This window comes from Pseudomonas sp. WS 5503 (assembly GCF_012985385.1).
In the GTDB taxonomy this organism is placed as follows: domain Bacteria; phylum Pseudomonadota; class Gammaproteobacteria; order Pseudomonadales; family Pseudomonadaceae; genus Aquipseudomonas; species Aquipseudomonas paracarnis.
In genome coordinates, this window is sequence record NZ_JAAQWI010000001.1 from 527,732 (window position 1) to 545,596 (window position 17,865).

The 17,865-nt window shown below is 59.9% G+C and carries 15 protein-coding genes; 11 read left to right on the plus strand and 4 right to left on the minus strand.

What is annotated here, in order from left to right; genetic code table 11:
- The first annotated feature begins 180 nt into the window (after positions 1 to 180).
- Both olsB and HBO10_RS02645 read left to right on the plus strand, forming a co-directional pair.
- Positions 181 to 936: an L-ornithine N(alpha)-acyltransferase gene (gene olsB, locus HBO10_RS02640; protein WP_003189352.1), complete on the plus strand. Its 756-nt coding sequence runs from the start codon at positions 181 to 183 to the stop codon at positions 934 to 936.
- Complete coding sequence (locus HBO10_RS02645; RefSeq protein ID WP_032893104.1) at positions 936 to 1,727, plus strand: lysophospholipid acyltransferase family protein; 792 nt, start codon at positions 936 to 938, stop codon at positions 1,725 to 1,727. Before olsB ends, HBO10_RS02645 begins: the two co-directional genes overlap by 1 nt.
- A gap of 112 nt (positions 1,728 to 1,839) precedes the next feature.
- Here HBO10_RS02645 and HBO10_RS02650 read toward each other — a convergent pair whose 3' ends face one another.
- Positions 1,840 to 2,424, minus strand: coding sequence for an ACP phosphodiesterase (locus HBO10_RS02650; protein ID WP_034125979.1), 585 nt, complete (start codon positions 2,422 to 2,424; stop codon positions 1,840 to 1,842).
- A gap of 155 nt (positions 2,425 to 2,579) precedes the next feature.
- On the opposite strand from HBO10_RS02650, the gene HBO10_RS02655 reads away from it, so the two are divergent.
- Genes HBO10_RS02655 through HBO10_RS02665 form a run of 3 tightly spaced genes read left to right on the plus strand, consistent with a single transcriptional unit; the run spans position 2,580 to position 5,159 of the window.
- Positions 2,580 to 2,891: a helix-turn-helix transcriptional regulator gene (locus HBO10_RS02655; RefSeq protein ID WP_034125978.1), complete on the plus strand. Its 312-nt coding sequence runs from the start codon at positions 2,580 to 2,582 to the stop codon at positions 2,889 to 2,891.
- A 17-nt stretch (positions 2,892 to 2,908) separates the two neighbouring features.
- Positions 2,909 to 4,075, plus strand: coding sequence for an MFS transporter (locus HBO10_RS02660; protein WP_034125977.1), 1,167 nt, complete (start codon positions 2,909 to 2,911; stop codon positions 4,073 to 4,075).
- 28 nt (positions 4,076 to 4,103) lie between these two features.
- Positions 4,104 to 5,159, plus strand: coding sequence for an alkene reductase (locus HBO10_RS02665; RefSeq protein ID WP_034125976.1), 1,056 nt, complete (start codon positions 4,104 to 4,106; stop codon positions 5,157 to 5,159).
- A 343-nt stretch (positions 5,160 to 5,502) separates the two neighbouring features.
- Here the strand turns inward: HBO10_RS02665 and HBO10_RS02670 are convergent, their stop codons facing one another.
- Positions 5,503 to 6,135 carry a TetR family transcriptional regulator gene (locus tag HBO10_RS02670; protein ID WP_034125975.1) on the minus strand — a complete coding sequence of 211 codons (633 nt, stop codon included), beginning with the start codon at positions 6,133 to 6,135 and terminating at the stop codon, positions 5,503 to 5,505.
- Between the two features lie 265 nt (positions 6,136 to 6,400).
- Between HBO10_RS02670 and HBO10_RS02675 the strand changes: the two genes are divergently transcribed.
- From HBO10_RS02675 to HBO10_RS02700, 6 genes are all read left to right on the plus strand, one after another.
- Entirely contained in the window at positions 6,401 to 7,549 is a 1,149-nt protein-coding gene (locus HBO10_RS02675) for an efflux RND transporter periplasmic adaptor subunit (RefSeq protein ID WP_034125974.1), read from the plus strand.
- 3 nt (positions 7,550 to 7,552) lie between these two features.
- Entirely contained in the window at positions 7,553 to 10,714 is a 3,162-nt protein-coding gene (locus HBO10_RS02680; RefSeq protein ID WP_034125973.1) for an efflux RND transporter permease subunit, read from the plus strand.
- Complete coding sequence (gene adeC / locus HBO10_RS02685; RefSeq protein ID WP_003189337.1) at positions 10,711 to 12,168, plus strand: AdeC/AdeK/OprM family multidrug efflux complex outer membrane factor; 1,458 nt, start codon at positions 10,711 to 10,713, stop codon at positions 12,166 to 12,168. The genes HBO10_RS02680 and adeC overlap by 4 nt, the downstream gene beginning before the upstream one ends.
- Before the next feature lie 181 nt (positions 12,169 to 12,349).
- Positions 12,350 to 13,600: an OprD family porin gene (locus tag HBO10_RS02690; protein WP_019817827.1), complete on the plus strand. Its 1,251-nt coding sequence runs from the start codon at positions 12,350 to 12,352 to the stop codon at positions 13,598 to 13,600.
- An 82-nt stretch (positions 13,601 to 13,682) separates the two neighbouring features.
- Entirely contained in the window at positions 13,683 to 14,582 is a 900-nt protein-coding gene (locus tag HBO10_RS02695; RefSeq protein ID WP_034125972.1) for a polysaccharide deacetylase family protein, read from the plus strand.
- 400 nt (positions 14,583 to 14,982) lie between these two features.
- The gene (locus HBO10_RS02700; RefSeq protein WP_080757664.1) at positions 14,983 to 16,644 is read left to right on the plus strand and encodes a M91 family zinc metallopeptidase; all 1,662 of its coding nucleotides are present in this window, start codon (positions 14,983 to 14,985) and stop codon (positions 16,642 to 16,644) included.
- A gap of 18 nt (positions 16,645 to 16,662) precedes the next feature.
- Here HBO10_RS02700 and pcaC read toward each other — a convergent pair whose 3' ends face one another.
- Both pcaC and pcaD read right to left on the minus strand, forming a co-directional pair.
- Positions 16,663 to 17,061, minus strand: a complete 399-nt coding sequence (pcaC, locus tag HBO10_RS02705; protein WP_034125971.1) for a 4-carboxymuconolactone decarboxylase — start codon at positions 17,059 to 17,061, stop codon at positions 16,663 to 16,665.
- A 10-nt stretch (positions 17,062 to 17,071) separates the two neighbouring features.
- Positions 17,072 to 17,863 carry a 3-oxoadipate enol-lactonase gene (gene pcaD / locus HBO10_RS02710; RefSeq protein WP_034125970.1) on the minus strand — a complete coding sequence of 264 codons (792 nt, stop codon included), beginning with the start codon at positions 17,861 to 17,863 and terminating at the stop codon, positions 17,072 to 17,074.
- Between the last annotated feature and the right edge of the window lie 2 nt (positions 17,864 to 17,865).

The following is a 17,865-nucleotide window of genomic DNA, read 5'->3' on the forward strand; positions in this document are numbered from 1 at the left end:
GCAAACTCAAGGGGGCATTCAAGCCCGCGAGCCTAGCTCACGCCAGTGACAGATTTGCGACAAGGGGGCTGTCATCCAACCGTCACCGTAACTTCATGGAGCTGACACCGAGGCTACATAGCCTGACTTTGGACAACAAAGTCGACTGGCCGCAACCTGGCCGGCACCCGGAGACTCGCTATGACTCAGATCGCCCGCATCAGCGACAAAGGCAATGAACGCCGTCTGCAAGCCGAACGCCTGGTAGGCGCACAGGCATTGCAGGAAGCCCAGGCCCTGCGGTTCAACGTGTTCAGCGGCGAGTTCAACGCCAAGCTGAAAGGCGCGGAACTGGGTCTGGACATGGATGACTATGATGTTCACTGCAGCCATATCGGCGTGCGGGATTTGAACAGCGGTCGACTCGTCGCGACTACCCGTCTGCTCGACCACCAGGCCGCCAGCACCCTGGGCCGGTTCTACAGTGAAGAAGAATTCAGCCTGCATGGCCTGCTGCACTTGCAGGGCCCGATCCTGGAGATTGGCCGCACCTGCGTCGACCCGGCCTATCGCAATGGCGGCACCATCGCGGTGTTGTGGGGCGAGTTGGCCGAAGTGCTCAACCAGGGCGGCTACAGCTACCTGATGGGCTGCGCGAGCATCCCGATGCACGATGGCGGCATCCAGGCCCACGCGATCATGCAGCGCTTGCGCGAGCGCTACCTGTGCAACGAACACCTGCGCGCCGAACCGAAAAAACCACTGCCGGCCCTGGACTTGCCGTCCAACGTCATCGCCGAAATGCCGCCGCTGCTCAAGGCCTACATGCGCCTGGGCGCGAAGATCTGCGGCGAGCCGTGCTGGGATGAAGACTTCCAGGTAGCAGACGTGTTTATCCTGCTCAAGCGCGACGAGTTGTGCCCGCGCTACGCGCGCCACTTCAAGGCGGCCATGTGATGAACCGCCTGCGCATCTACGGGCGCATCGCCCGCGTGTTGTTGGTGGTGGGGCTGGGGCTGAGCATGGCCAGTGTGTTTGGCTTGTTCGAGCGCCTGGGCGTGGCTAACTCGATGGTGCGGCGCCAGCGTTGGTCGCGCTTCTTTATGGCGCGACTGACCAACGCCCTGCCCTTTCGCGTAACGGTGCATGGCGAGTTGCCGCAAACGCCGATGCTGTGGGTGAGCAATCACGTGTCCTGGACGGATATCCCGTTGCTGGGCATGGTGGCGCCGATGTCGTTTTTGTCCAAGGCCGAGGTGCGCACCTGGCCGGTGGCCGGCTGGCTAGCGGCCAAGGCTGGCAGCCTGTTTATTCGCCGCGGATCAGGTGACAGCCAACTGATCCGCAAGCAAATGACCCGTCATCTGGAGCAACAGCACCCCTTGCTGATGTTCCCCGAGGGCACCACCACCGACGGGCGCGGCCTGCGCACGTTCCACGGGCGCTTGCTGGCCAGCGCGATCGATGCGGATGTATCACTGCAGCCGGTAGCGATTCGGTATCTGCGCGACGGCCAAGTCGACCCGCTGGCACCCTTTATTGGCGATGATGATTTGCTCTCGCACCTGATGCGCTTGTTTTCCAATGACCGCGGCGATGTGGAGATTCATGTGCTCAAGCCGATTGCCTGCGCCGGGCAGGAACGTGCGGCATTGGCGTATCAGGCGCAGCAGGCGGTGCAGAAGGCATTGTTCGGCCCGGTGCCGGAAACCGAGCAAGTGGCCGCTCGGCCTGCATTCGCAGCCTGAAGCAATGTGAACTCAATCCAAATGTGGGAGCTGGCTTGCCTGCGATGGCGGTGGGTCAGCCATAACATTCTCAACCGGTAGGCCGCTATCGCCGGCAAGTCAGCTCCCACATTCAGATCTCAATAGTCAGTTGAGATTGCGCAAATTTCTGCAACTCTGGGTAGAACAGTCGAAAGTCCTCACTCAACGGCTCATACAAAACCCGCAACTCCTGCATCGCATACCCCAGTTCCTCAGGTTGTGTCAGCCGCCGCGAAATCCCGCGCAGCACCTGCTCCATCACCGCAAACTCGCGGTACGAGCCCAACCAATCATCCGCGGCCATATACGGCGCAATCTGCGCCAGCCGCCCCGGTAGTGCGGGTTCAGCCGCCAACACCCGATACACCTGCGACGTGAAACGCTCCAGAGGCTGGTCGGCATACAGCGCCCAATCCCGCGCCAGACAATGGTCAAAAAACACATCGAGCACGATGCCGGCATAGCGCCTGCGGGTCTGGCTGAAACGCGACAACGCCTCCCCCACCAAGGGGTGGCTGTCGGTGAACCGGTCGATGGAGCGATGCAGCTGGATCGCCGCTTCGATTTGCGGGCTGAACTGGCCCTGCAGGCGGCCTTTGACGAAGTCGCCATAGAGGCTGCCCAGCAATTGCGCCGGAAGTTGGCCGCCCAGGTGCAGATGTGCGAGATAATTCATGCCGCGCAGTCTACCACTGCCACCCACATATCGTTATAACCCGATATACCGATTCGCTTTGGTCTCATATCAAAATCATATTGGTATATCGGGATATTGCGATTTAAAGTTCGCCTCATCGCGATATAACGCTTTACGACACCGAGCACCCTGCCATGTCCATCGACCTCGACGAAATAATAAAAGCCCTGGCGCACCCAGTACGACGAGACATCCTCACCTGGCTCAAAGACCCGAAAGTGCAGTTCCCCGAGCAATTGCACAACCACGAATACGGCATCTGCGCCGGGCAGATCGACCAGCGCTGCGGCTTGTCCCAGTCGACCGTGTCGGCGCACCTGGCCACCTTGCAACGGGCGGGGTTGATCACCAGCCAGAAGGCCGGGCAGTGGCACTTTTTCAAGCGCAACGAGGAAGTGATCCAAGCCTTTCTCGCTGCGCTCATTACCGAACTCAGCGCACCGTAATCATCAAGGACACGCCCATGCCCCTCTCGCTACTCATACTGGCCCTGAGCGCCTTCGCCATCGGCACCACCGAGTTCGTCATCATGGGCTTGCTGCCCGATGTGGCGACGGACCTGGGTGTGTCGATTCCCGGCGCCGGCTGGCTGGTCACCGGCTACGCCCTGGGCGTGGCCATCGGCGCGCCGTTCATGGCACTGGCCACCGCCAGGCTGCCACGCAAGGCGGCGCTGGTAGCGCTGATGGGTATTTTCATTATCGGCAATCTGCTCTGTGCCCTGGCAAGCGACTACAACGTGCTGATGTTTGCCCGTGTGGTCACAGCGTTGTGCCACGGTGCGTTCTTCGGCATTGGCTCGGTGGTGGCGGCCAACCTGGTGCCGGCCAACAAACGTGCGTCGGCCGTCGCGTTGATGTTCACTGGGTTGACCCTGGCGAACGTGCTGGGCGTGCCCCTGGGTACGGCGCTGGGCCAGGAAGCCGGCTGGCGCTCGACCTTCTGGGCCGTGACCGTGATTGGCGTAATCGCCTTGATCGGCCTTATTCGCTTCCTGCCCGCCAAGCGTGACGAAGAAAAACTCGACATGCGCGCCGAACTGGCCGCCCTCAAGGGTGCCGGTATCTGGCTGTCGCTGAGCATGACCGCGCTGTTTGCCGCGTCTATGTTTACCCTCTTTACCTACGTCGCACCGCTGCTCGGCGATGTCACCGGCGTGTCGCCCAAGGGCGTGACCTGGACCCTGCTGCTGATCGGCCTGGGGCTCACCGTGGGCAACATCATCGGCGGCAAACTGGCGGACAAGCGCCTGGCGGCCACCTTGATCGGCGTGTTCATCAGCATGGCGGTGGTTTCCACGGTGTTGAGCTGGACCAGCGTTGCGGTGATACCGACTGAAATCACCCTGTTCCTGTGGGCCACCGCCTCGTTCGCCGCCGTGCCGGCGCTGCAAATCAACGTGGTGACCTTCGGCAAGGCCGCGCCGAACCTAGTATCCACCCTGAATATCGGTGCCTTCAACATCGGCAACGCCCTCGGCGCCTGGGTCGGCGGCAGCGTGATTGCCCACGGTTTCGGCCTGACCAGCGTGCCCCTGGCCGCTGCAGCACTGGCGATTCTCGCGCTGCTGGTGACCCTTATCACTTTCCGTCAGGGCGGCAACGCCGACCTGGCCCCCGCGACCAACTGATCAACTTGAAAGAGAAGGTGTTTTTTCCATGACGACTATTTTCGATCCGATCACACTGGGCGACGTGCAACTGTCGAACCGCATCATCATGGCGCCGCTGACCCGCTGCCGCGCAGACGCCGGGCGCGTGCCCAACGCGCTGATGGCCGAGTACTACGTGCAACGCGCGTCCGCGGGGCTGATCCTCAGCGAAGCCACTTCCGTGGCACCGATGGGCGTGGGCTACCCGGACACCCCCGGCATCTGGTCCAACGATCAGGTGCGCGGCTGGGCCAACATCACCAAGGCCGTGCATGGCGCGGGCGGCAAGATCTTCCTGCAGTTGTGGCACGTTGGCCGCATCTCCCACGAGTCCTACCTGAACGGCGAAACCCCGGTGGCTCCGAGTGCGGTCCAGGCTAAAGGCCACGTCAGCCTGGTTCGCCCATTGGCCGACTACCCAACCCCGCGCGCCCTGGAAACCGCTGAAATCGCCGACATCGTCGACGCTTATCGCACCGGCGCCGAGAACGCCAAGGCCGCCGGTTTCGACGGCGTGGAAATCCACGGCGCCAACGGCTACCTGCTTGACCAGTTCCTGCAGAGCAGCACCAACCAGCGCACCGACCAGTACGGTGGTTCCCTGGAAAACCGTGCGCGCCTGTTGCTGGAAGTCACCGACGCCGCCATCGAAGTCTGGGGCGCCGGCCGCGTGGGCGTGCACCTGGCACCGCGTGCTGACGCGCATGACATGGGTGACGACAACCTCGCCGAGACCTTCACCTACGTCGCCAGCGAACTGGGCAAGCGCGGCATCGCCTTCATCTGCTCCCGCGAAAAAGAAGGCGCAGACAGCCTTGGTCCACAGCTGAAAAAAGCCTTCGGCGGCGTATACATCGCCAACGAACGTTTCACCAAAGACAGCGCCAACGCCTGGCTGGCGGCGGGCAAGGCGGATGCAGTGGCCTTTGGTATTCCTTTTATCGCCAACCCGGACCTGCCGGCGCGACTGAAGGCCGATGCGCCGTTGAACGAGCCGCACCCCGAAACTTTCTATGGCAAAGGCCCGGTGGGTTACATCGACTACCCGACGCTGCCGATCTAACCTAACCCGCAAACCCAATGCGGTAGGAGCGAGCTTGCTCGCGAGAAACTAACAGGCGCCGCGTTCACTCAGGAAGCACGCGTTATCGTTGAAGTTTTTCGCGAGCAAGCTCGCTCCTACAGTGTCAGGAGCAAGTCCCCTCCCACATTTGTGCCTGTCTGTAGCCCCCCTGGAAACATCGCTTCACAGAACGGCAACAATATCGCTACAAAATACTTAGCCGGCTACCTATCAACCGCCCGCCAGGCCGTATATAAAGTCACCCCACAAATCAGCCAGAAGGACGATTGACCGTCCTTAGGCTTTACTGTTGACACAACGGGTTGCAATTACGCATTTTGTTTCAATTGCGCAGGCTGGGGCTCAGGCGCAGCATGTCCAGCCCTATATCAGCCCAGCGCTCGGCGTCCTGGTGCAGTTCAAAGCTATCGGGGACCAGCAGCCACTGGCCGATCAAACCGTGGATGAAGGCATGTATGCAGACAGCCCCACGGGTGGTGTCGAGATTTTCAGGCAGTTGCCCGCGATGAACCGCGTTACGCAACGTCAGGCTGATACGCAGGTTGCATTCCAGGCTGTGGGTCTGGCGTTGGCGGCGCATGTCACACATTTCATCGGTGAACTCGCACTTATGAAACAGAATCTCGTTGATGCGCCGGGTTTTCGGGTCCAGGGCCACTTCATGGTAGAGATGAATCAGCAGCTTGCGCATACAGCCCAGCGGGTCGACTTCATCCTCGCTTTCACTCGCCCGGGCCAATTCGTCCAGGGGTTCGTGCAGCGTATCGAGCAAGGCCTGGAGCAAATCGGACTTATTGCTGAAATGCCAATAGATAGCCCCACGCGTCACGCCCGCCAACGCGGCGATGTCCGCCAGGGTGGTACGCGCTACGCCACGCTCATAAAAGGCTTGCTCGGCGGCTTGGAGAATCTGGCTGCGCGTTTCCTGAGCTTCCTCTTTGGTGCGACGAACCATGGCAGTAAAACCTCAATCGGGACACTGTGGACGGTACTTGACCGTCATCTGAATAATTGTGGGACGACGCCGTCATGGGCGCCGAACGTACTAGAATCGAGGCTTGCGGCGGTGCTTTGTCAACATTGCGCGAAGCCTGTCAAGAGTTTACAAACAACCATGAACGTAAGTATATTGCGTAGCAAGCTACTTATCCACTCACGGCTTGTTTTTTACCCTTCCACACTTCTTGTGCGCACTCTGCGCGCCTGACCCGAGGATCTTCATGCAACTTAAGCCAGCTGTTACCGCTCTGGTCACTGCCGTCGCCCTGGCATCGCTGCTCAGCGGATGTAAAAAGGAAGAAGCGGCACCGCCCGCTCAAACCCCTCAGGTCGGCGTGGTCACCATTCAACCGCAAGCCTATACCCTGACCACCGAGCTGCCAGGCCGCACCACGGCCTTCCGCATTGCGGAAGTTCGGCCGCAGGTCAACGGCATCATTCTCAAGCGCCTGTTCAAGGAAGGCGCCGACGTGAAGGAAGGGCAACAGCTCTACCAGATCGACCCGTCGGTGTATGAAGCCACGCTCAAAAGCGCACAAGCGAGCCTGACCCAGACCAAGTCCATCACCGATCGCTACAAGCAACTGGTCGATGAACAAGCCGTCAGCCGTCAGGAATACGACACCGCCGTTGCCAACCGCATGACTGCCGAGGCAAACGTTCAAACCGCCCAGATCAACGTGCGCTACACCAAGGTGTACGCGCCGATCTCCGGGCGTATTGGCCGTTCTTCGGTAACCGAAGGCGCACTGGTCAGCAATGGCCAGGCCGACGCCATGGCGGTGATCCAGCAACTGGACCCGATCTACGTCGACGTCACGCAATCTTCAGCTGAAATGCTCAAGCTGCGTCGCGACCTGGCCAGCGGCCAACTGGAAAAAGCCGGCGACAACGCTGCCAAGGTCAAGCTGACCCTGGAAGACGGCACGGCCTACGCCCAGGACGGCAAGCTGGAGTTCTCCGAAGTGTCGGTCGACCAGACCACCGGTTCCGTGACCCTGCGCGCCGTGTTCCCCAACCCTGACCACGTGCTGCTGCCGGGCATGTTCGTACACGCCCAGTTGCTGGCCGGTGTGAACAGCAAAGCCATCCTGGCTCCGCAACAAGGCGTGACCCGTGACCTGCGCGGCATTCCGACCGCGCTGATTGTGAACAAGGACAACAAGGTCGAGCAACGCGAACTGGTTGCCAACCGTACCGCCGGTGCCTACTGGCTGGTGGAAAAAGGCCTCAATGCCGGTGATCGCGTCATCACCGAAGGCTTGCAGTACGTCAAGCCAGGCGCCGAGGTGAAGGTCACGGAAGCCTCCAACGCTAAACCCGCCGGTACTGCCGCAGCGCCTGCTGCCGCTGCTGGTCAAGGGGAGTAATCCATGTCGAAATTTTTTATCGACCGTCCCATTTTCGCCTGGGTAATTGCCCTGGTGATCATGCTGGTCGGGGCACTCTCGATCCTGAAGTTGCCCATCAACCAATACCCGGCCATTGCGCCAACGGCCATTGATATCCAGGTGACCTACCCAGGCGCTTCCGCACAAACCGTGCAGGACACCGTGGTGCAGGTCATCGAGCAACAGCTCAACGGTATCGACAACCTGCGTTATGTCTCCTCGGACAGTAACTCCGACGGCAGCATGACCATCACCGTGACCTTCAACCAGGGTACCAACCCGGATATCGCTCAGGTCCAGGTACAGAACAAGCTCAACCTGGCCACCCCACTGCTGCCGCAAGAAGTGCAGCAACAGGGTATCCGCGTGACCAAGTCGGTGAAGAACTTCCTGATGGTGATCGGTCTGGTGTCGGAAGACGGCAGCATGACCAAGGACGACCTCTCCAACTACATCGTGTCCAACATCCAGGACCCGATCTCCCGTACCGCGGGGGTGGGTGACTTCCAGGTGTTCGGTTCGCAGTACGCCATGCGTATCTGGCTCGACCCGGCCAAACTGAACAATTACCAGCTCACGCCAGTGGACGTCAGCAATGCCATCAAGGCCCAGAACGTGCAGGTGGCCACCGGTCAACTGGGCGGTCTGCCTGCCCTGCCCGGCACCCAGCTGAACGCCACGATCATCGGCAAGACGCGCCTGCAAAGCACCGAAGAATTCGCCAAGATTCTGATGAAGGTGAACACCGACGGCTCCCAGGTTCGCCTGGGTGACGTCGCGCGCATCGAACTGGGCGGCCAGAACTACAGCATCAGTGCACAGTTCAACGGCAAGCCGGCCTCGGGTATGGCGATCAAGCTGGCGGCCGGTGCCAACGCACTGGACACCGGCAAGGCCATCCGCGAAACAGTGAAGTCCCTGGAGCCGTTCTTCCCGCCTGGCATGAAGGCGGTGGTGCCCTATGACACCACCCCGGTCGTGACCGAATCGATCTCCGGTGTGGTTCACACTCTGGTCGAAGCGATCGTGCTGGTGTTCCTGGTGATGTTCCTGTTCCTGCAGAACTTCCGTGCCACCATCATCACCACCATGACCGTACCGGTGGTATTGCTGGGTACCTTCGGGATCCTGGCGGCGTGCGGCTTCACCATCAACACCTTGACCATGTTCGGCATGATCCTGGCCATCGGCTTGCTGGTGGACGATGCCATCGTCGTGGTGGAAAACGTCGAACGGGTAATGGCCGAGGAGCACCTGTCGCCCAAGGAAGCAACGATCAAGTCCATGGGCCAGATCCAGGGTGCCCTGGTGGGTATTGCCCTGGTACTGTCGGCGGTACTGCTGCCGATGGCGTTCTTCGGTGGTTCCACCGGTGTGATCTACCGGCAGTTCTCCATCACCATCGTTTCGGCGATGGCGTTGTCGGTGCTGGTTGCCCTGATCTTCACCCCGGCTTTGTGCGCCACCATGCTCAAGCCGATTGATCCGGAAAAACACGGCCAGCCCAAGCGCGGCTTCTTCGGCTGGTTCAACCGCACCTTCGACCGTGGCGTACTCAAGTACGAGCGCGGCGTGGGCGGCATGATCAAGCACAAGATCCCGGCATTCCTGGTGTATGCGCTGATCCTGGCCGGCATGATCTGGATGTTCACCCGTATTCCAAGCGCGTTCCTGCCTGAGGAAGACCAGGGTGTGATCTTCGCCCAGGTGCAGACACCGGTCGGTGCTTCGGCTGAGCGCACGCAGAAAGTCGTCGACGACATGCGCGCCTTCCTGCTGAACGACAAGGAAGGCGAGCCAGGCGAAGGCAAGGCCGTGAAGTCGGTGTTTACCGTGAACGGCTTCAACTTCGCCGGTCGTGGCCAGAGCTCCGGGCTTGCGTTCGTGATGCTCAAGCCGTGGGATGAGCGTGATTCGAGCCAGTCGGTGTTCGAAGTGGCCAAGCGTGCCCAGGGTTACTTCTTCGGGGCCTTCAAGGACGCCATGGTTTTCGCCATCGTGCCGCCTTCGGTGCTGGAGTTGGGTAACGCCACGGGTTTCGACGTGTTCCTGCAAGACCAGGGTGGCGTCGGCCACGACAAGCTGATGGCTGCACGTAACCAGTTCCTGGGTGCGGCGGCACAAAGCAAGGTGCTGGCCGGCGTGCGTCCTAACGGCGTGAACGACGAGCCGCAGTACGAGCTGACCGTTGACGACGAGAAAGCCAGTGCCCAAGGCATCAGCCTGGCGGATATCCAGCAGACCCTGGCCATTGCCTTGGGTGGTAGCTACATCAACGACTTCATCGACCGTGGTCGCGTGAAGAAGGTGTATGTACAAGGCGACGCCGCCAGCCGCATGTCGCCCGAAGACCTGGACAAATGGTACGTGCGCAGCAACGACGGGAAAATGGTGCCGCTGTCGGCCATCTCGTCGGGCAAGTGGATCTACGGTTCGCCCAAGCTTTCGCGATACAACGGTGTAGCGGCGATGGAAATCCTCGGTACCCCGGCACCGGGCTACAGTACCGGTGATGCGATGGCCGAAGTCGAACGCATCGCCAAAGAACTGCCGGCCGGTGTCGGTTACGCCTGGACAGGCCTGTCGTACGAAGAACGCCTTTCCGGTTCCCAGGCGCCAGCACTGTACGCACTGTCGCTGCTGGTCGTGTTCTTGTGCCTGGCGGCACTGTACGAAAGCTGGTCGATCCCGATCGCGGTGATTCTGGTTGTACCTCTGGGTGTGATCGGTGCACTGATCGCCACCAGCATGCGCGGTTTGTCCAACGACGTGTTCTTCCAGGTGGGCCTGTTGGTGACGGTGGGCCTGGCGGCGAAAAACGCCATCCTCATCGTGGAATTCGCCAAGGAACTGCATGAGCAAGGCAAAGGCATCGTCGAGGCGGCTATCGAAGCATCCCGCATGCGTCTGCGCCCGATCATCATGACCTCGTTGGCGTTCATGCTCGGCGTATTGCCGCTGGCAATCTCCACCGGCGCCGGTTCAGGCAGCCAGCACGCAATCGGTACCGGCGTTATCGGCGGTATGATCACGGCCACTGTGCTGGCGATCTTCTGGGTGCCACTGTTCTACGCAACCGTGTCCGCCGCTGGCGAACGCAAAAAGAAAGACACTACTGAAACTCCTAAAGAGGCTGGCCAATGAGCAAGTCGCTACTTTCCCTAGCCGTCACCGCATTCGTGCTCAGTGGCTGCTCGCTGATACCTGACTATCAGCGTCCCGAAGCGCCGGTGGCCGCGCAGTTCCCGCAGGGGCCGGCGTATTCGTCGGCCCAGGCGCCGAGCCAGGCCGCTGCCGAGCAAGGCTGGAAGCAGTTTTTCCATGACCCTGCCCTGCAACAATTGATCCAGACCGCGTTGGTGAACAACCGTGACCTGCGTGTCGCGGCGCTGAACATCGACGCCTATGCAGCGCAATACCAGATCCAGCGTGCCGACCTGTTCCCGGCGGTATCGGCCACCGGTAACGGCAGCCGTTCGCGCACCCCGGCCAAGCTGTCGCAGACCGGCGAATCGACCATCGCCAGCCAGTACTCGGCGGGCCTTGGTATCAGTTCGTATGAGCTGGACCTGTTCGGCCGCGTGCGCAGCCTCAGTGAAGAAGCGCTGCAAAAGTACTTCGCCACTGAAGAAGCGCGCCGCAGCACCCAAATCAGCCTGGTGGCCAGCGTGGCGAATGCCTACCTGACCTGGCAGGCCGACAAGGAGCTGCTCAAGCTGACCCAGGACACCCTGGCGGCCTTCGAGCAGAGCTACAAGCTCACCTCGCGCAGCAATGAAGTCGGCGTGGCCTCGGCCCTCGACCTCAGCCAGGCACGCACCTCGGTGGAAAACGCTCGTGTGCAACTGGCCCGTTACACCCGCCAGGTGGCCCAGGACGAAAACAGCCTGACCCTGCTGCTGGGCACCGGCCTGCCGGCGAATATCGCCAGCAAACCGCTGTCCGATGACCTGCTCAGCGAAGTGCCTGCCGGGTTGCCCTCGGACCTGCTGCAACGTCGCCCAGACATCGTGCAAGCCGAGTACAACCTCAAGGCCGCCAACGCCAACATTGGCGCGGCCCGTGCGGCGTTCTTCCCGAGCATCAGCCTGACCGCCAGCGCCGGTACTGCCAGCCCTACCCTGGGTGGCCTGTTCAAAGGCGGTTCGGGTACCTGGGCGTTTGCCCCGCAGATCAACATCCCGATCTTCAACGCCGGTAGCCTGCGCGCAAGCCTGGACTACTCGAAGATCCAGAAAGAGATCAACGTGGCCAACTATGAGAAGGCCATCCAGACCGGCTTCCAGGAAGTCTCCGACGGCTTGGCCGCGCGTGCGACCTACAAGCAGCAACTGGATGCCCAACGCGGCTTCGTCGAGGCTAACCAGGATTACTACCGCCTGGCCGAGCGTCGCTACCGCATTGGTGTCGACAGCAACCTGACCTTCCTCGACGCCCAGCGCCAACTGTTCAGTGCCCAGCAATCGCTGATCACCGATCGCCTGGCGCAGCTCACCAGCGAGGTCAACCTGTACAAGGCCCTCGGCGGTGGCTGGAACGAGCAGACTGCGAAGAACGAGCCGTTGAAAGAACAAGCACCGCCGTTGAAGTTGTTCTGATAGCGCAGGTGTGAAAAACCGCTTCCCTCACCGGAAGCGGTTTTTTTATGCCTGCATTGTTGCCCTTACAACTTGCGTTCGATCATCGCCCACAACCCACCTTCCCCTACTTTCATCGCCCCCGCACCGCCGCGCACCATGGCCGCCACCTGCATAAACCCAATAACAACAGGTCCACACCATGAGCACTTTCCAACCGCGCCAGCTGTTGCTGGCGGCTGCTGTCGCCAGTTCTGCCCTGCCCGTTCTCGCCCAGGATCACGGCTTTCTCGAAGACGCCAGCGCCAACCTCAACCTGCGTAATTTCTTCTTCAACCGCAACTACACCAATCCTACGAAGGCTCAGGGTGGCGCGCAGGAGTGGACGCAAAGTTTCATTCTCGACGCCAAGTCCGGGTTCACCCAAGGCACAGTCGGTTTTGGTGTGGATGTGCTGGGCTTGTACTCGCTCAAGCTTGATGGCGGGCGTGGCACGGGCGGCACGCAGTTGCTGCCGCTGGACCATGACGGTCGGCCAGCCGATGAATTTGGTCGGCTGGGCGTGGCATTCAAGGCGCGCTTTTCCAAGACCGAGCTGAAGGTGGGCGAATGGATGCCGGTGCTGCCGATCCTGCGTTCCGACGATGGCCGCTCCCTGCCACAGACCCTGCGTGGTGGGCAGATCACCTCGAAGGAAATCGACGGCCTGACCCTCTATGGCGGCCAATTCCGCGCCAACAGCCCGCGGGACGACGGCAGCATGAGCGACATGTCGATGTTCGGCAAAACCGCCTTCACCTCCGACCGTTTCAATTTCCAGGGCGCCGAATACGCGTTCAACGACAAACGCACCCAAGTCGGCGTGTGGAATGCCCAGCTCAAGGACATCTACAGCCAGCAGTTCGTCAATCTGATCCACAGCCAGCCTGTGGGCGACTGGACCCTGGGCGCCAACCTGGGCTTCTTCTACGGCAAGGACGACGGCAGCGCCCGCGCCGGCGACCTGGACAACAAAACCTGGTCCGGTTTGTTCTCGGCCAGGTACGGCGGCAACACCTTCTACGTCGGCCTGCAAAAACTCACCGGCGACAGTGCCTGGATGCGCGTCAACGGCACCAGCGGCGGCACCCTGGCCAACGACAGCTACAACTCCAGCTATGACAACGCACAGGAAAAATCCTGGCAGGTTCGCCACGACTACAACTTCGCCGCCCTCGGTGTACCGGGCCTGACCCTGATGAACCGCTATATCAGCGGCAGCAACGTGCACACCGGCACCATCACCGACGGCAAGGAATGGGGCCGCGAGACCGAAGTAGGCTATACGGTGCAAAGCGGCACGCTGAAAAACCTCAACGTGCGCTGGCGCAATTCGAGCATGCGCAGGGACTACAGCAACAACGAGTTCGATGAGAACCGGTTGATCGTCAGCTATCCGATCAGTCTGCTGTAAACCGGCATAGCACTTACTGTATGGTGCGCGCCTGCCGCTGCTGATCCCCCCAGCAGCGGCCTTTACTCGGGCGCCGCACGGCATGAAATCCTTCGCTACAGCAATCGCACTGTTTGCCCTGGCCTTGAGCCTGGGGGGCTGCATCAGCGCCCCCATCGCCCTGACGCCACAGACCGAACAGCGCCTGCTGGCCCAGGCGCCGATCCGCTTTTTGCTGACTTTCGATGACGGCCCAAGCGCCTCGGGCTACAACAATCCGAGCCGTTCGGTAGTGGCGGACCTGGCCAACAACCCGGTGCTGCCGGGGATCAAGGCGGTGTTCTTCCTGCAGACCGAAGCCGCTCGCTCCGGCGGCAGTGCCCGGGGGCGCAAGACCATGGAACGTGAATTCGCCGCTGGCCATGTCCTGGCCTTTCACACCGCCACGGCGTTTCACACCAATCATCGCTGGCTGAACGACGCCACCCTGGAACACACCCTTACCGAAGGGGCCGCAGACATTGCCGCCATCACGGGGGCGCGCCCCGTGCTGGTACGCCCCCCCTTCTGGAACTACGACAAGCGCACCTTCGCCGCCTACCAACGCCACGGCATGCACGTACTGCTGACGGACTTGAGTGCCAATGACGGCAAGATCTGGGGCTTCAACGCCAGCCCGCGTCGGCGGGCCAACCTGTATCGGCAACTGTCGGTGGTACGCGAACGCATCGCCTTGGGTGAGCTGCCAAAGGTGGAGGGGGTGATCCCGGTGGTGGTGACCTTCCATGACATCAATCGCTACACCGCGCGGCATATGAAGGAGTACTTGCAGATCCTGATGGACAGCGCTCGGGTCAACGGGTTGACGACCGCTGCCGAGCCGTTCTACACCGACACGGCCCAGCTGCAACGCGCGGCGATGGCACGTACGATCAAGGAAGTGAACGAGCCTGTGAATCTGCCGGGGGTGTGGAATTGGGTGTGGGATGCAGATACTCACTAAGAGGGAAAGTCGTACCGACCTATATATCTATTTGCAAAAATGATCATTCTAAAAACACTATAAAACTGTCATTTATAACAGCGCCCCCCGCCAATACCGAGCGCATAGAGTTGTCGACGATCGTTGTCGTCAGCAGGCATTGAACGCCGCCAACACGGCTCGAGCACCTCCTTGATCTCGCTACGGGTCACACCCAACTACAACGCGCAACCCTCGCCCGCTCGGTGAAAATTGCAAACGAAGCGGTACTTCTGCCGGGGGCTATGGCACTGGCTGTGGGGCGCCGACGCAAACTAAGCGTTCCGCAACAATTGGACTTACCGGTAGATACAGACATAAGGAACCAACCCTCAAAGTTCGCCAATAAAGAGGCACGCAATCCTTCATCTACAGGTAACCAATGATCACTCAGTCTTCCTTCACCCAAATACCAAACGCTGCCCCGATACTTTCATCGCCCTCACTTGCCTCTGGGCCTTCCAGCATTGCAACGGCGACTATTATTGAAATCCCCGGTTTCAGCGACCCTCGCTACGACAAGTACCGTCGCCACAGGTTAAACGCATTCTCACGTTTTACACCAGACCAACTCGCAGGCAAAGAAAAATACATCAACTCTGAAACATTACGACACGACAAGAATGTAAAAATAACTCATGAGGTAACCATCAATAGCCCGGATCGAAAGCCTGCCACTATCGCAGACAGCCACTTGGTAATTGAAACAGGTAACACCCATGACCGCATCAGAATAAAAAAAGGACCCGGCGAAAGTTTAACTGTACTCATCAATGAAATACCCTACCAACTAAATAACATGGCGTTCATAAATACCCCAATCTTCTGCTTGCGGATCAAAACAAACGGGGGCGACGACTGTGTGCTTGTCGACTCGGATGTTGAATTCCCTGTCGATATCGACTTAGGGGAAGGCAATGATTACGCCCAGGCGGGTTCAGGATACACCCTCATGCGCGGAGGGTCAGGCAACGACACGCTCAAACTCGGCAGAGGCGATGGTAAAGCATTCGGAGGGGACGGCGACGATCTGATGATCGCCGGTACCGGTCATGGCATGCTCAGAGGCAATAATGGCAATGACCGCATGCAAGCTGGCGAGGGCGTTGAAGGACGAGTTTTGTACATGGACGGGGGGGAGGGTCACGACTTTATGATTGTCACAAAAAACACTCTTGATAACCCGACTATTTTGCACGGAGGTAAAGGCGAAAACCTCATCGTCACTCACGGCAAGGCGACCGTATATACCGGTCGCGATAAAAACATCGTTCGCACGCACAGTGACGACACCGTAATCTACGCCAAACCAACGGATGAAATTCATCGTACCTCGGGCTCGACATTGACTCACACCGCCTACAAGGAACTGGGACACAGCGGGTATCTTGTTGACGGCTCTCAAGATTTCGTACAAAACGTAAACGATGATATTGACCTATTACGCCTCTCGCCGGTAGGCAAGCAGATGTTAGCTGAGGGTGACTCGGCAGCAAAACGTAATGATGCCCCTACGCTAATTAAAGAAACCGCCGACGAAAACGCTTACTACTACTACAACAATTCAAAACTAAAAAAACACTTTTCCACAAACAGGCCTAAGGACTTAGAATCTAAAGACCATTCGAGAGGGCAAGACTTCGGGGGCATTTCAATAACAGACGACTTAGTAGGATTAACACCATCCGACTACGGAAAAATTATTTCCAACCAACCCGGGGACGTCGCGAACGCAGGCGAAATACATTACAACCCCTCCTTTTCCATGTTTGATGGAAGTGGTCCCATTGTGGCTCTGTACCATGAGATGGCTCATGCGTATAACGGAGCCAACGGCACCGTGCTACCCGGGAGAACAAATCGGGAGCATAAGCCCCGCGGGGAACGCGATGAAGAACACCAAGCGGTTGGATTACCCACCGACGCACGGCCGTTCAACTTCATCAACAGTCCATTTGCGAAACCCACCACAACCAACCCGAAGCCGTTCACTGAAAACACACTCAGAGAAGAATTCCAACTGCCACTCAGAGAGGATTATTAGAAACAGGGCCAGCGTCTATCAGGCCGAACCTCGGGACTCCACGCCCAACTCATCCCACACTGACTCAGCCAAATGAAACGTCGCATTCGCCGCCGGGATCCCACAGTAAATCGCACTCTGCATCAACACCTCCTTGATCTCGGCGCGGGTCACGCCGTTGCTGGCGGCGGCACGCAGGTGCAGTTTCAGTTCTTCACTGCGGTTCATGCCGATCAGCATCGCGATGGTGATCAGGCTGCGGGTATGCCGAGGCAGGCCGGGGCGGGTCCAGATGTCACCCCAGGCATGGCGGGTGATCATTTCCTGGAACTCGCTGTTGAACTCAGTCAGGGCATTGAGGCTGCGGTCGACATGGGCATCGCCCAGTACTTCACGGCGCACCTGCAGGCCCTCGGCGTAACGTTGTTTTTCGTCCACAAATAGCTCCTCAGCGGGCCAGCAGAAATTCGATCACCCGGTCGCTGAACGCAGCACCGGCCTGCACGTTGGACAGGTGCGCCGCATAGAACTCGGCATACTCGGCACCCTGCACATGGCTCTGGATAAAGTGGCCGCCGGCTGGAGGCGTCACCGCGTCTTCGGTGCCGGCAATCACCAGGGTCGGCACCTTGATCGAGGACAATTGCTCACGAAAATCCGCATCGCGCACGGCGCCGCAGTTGGCGGCATACCCCTCGGGTGACGTGGCCGCGAGCATGTCGGTGATCTGCTTGGCCTGATGCGGGTTGGCAGCGGCGAAATCCGCGGTGAACCAGCGCGCAATCGACGCATCGCGCAGCGCCACCATCGCGGCTGCGCCATCACGCAGGACCATTTCGATACGCGGGTTCCACACCTCGGGCGTGCCGATCTTGGCCGCGGTATTACACACCACCAGGCGTTGCAGGCGCTCGCCGGCATGAATACCCAGCCACTGGCCGATCAAGCCACCCATGGACAGTCCGCAAAAATGCGCCTTCTGGATATCCAGCGCATCCAGCAGCGCGATCACGTCTCGGCCCAGTTGCTCGATGCTGTAAGGCCCCTCGGTCACCAGGGATTGGCCGTGGCCACGGGTGTCGAATCGCAGCACACGAAAATGCTCGGTGAAGGCCGGTATCTGGAGGTCCCACATATGCAGGTCGGTACCCAGGGAATTGGACAGCACCAATACCGGTGCGTCGGCGGGCCCCTCGAGTTGGTAATGCAGTTCGCCCTCGGCGAGTTGTACAAAAGCCACAG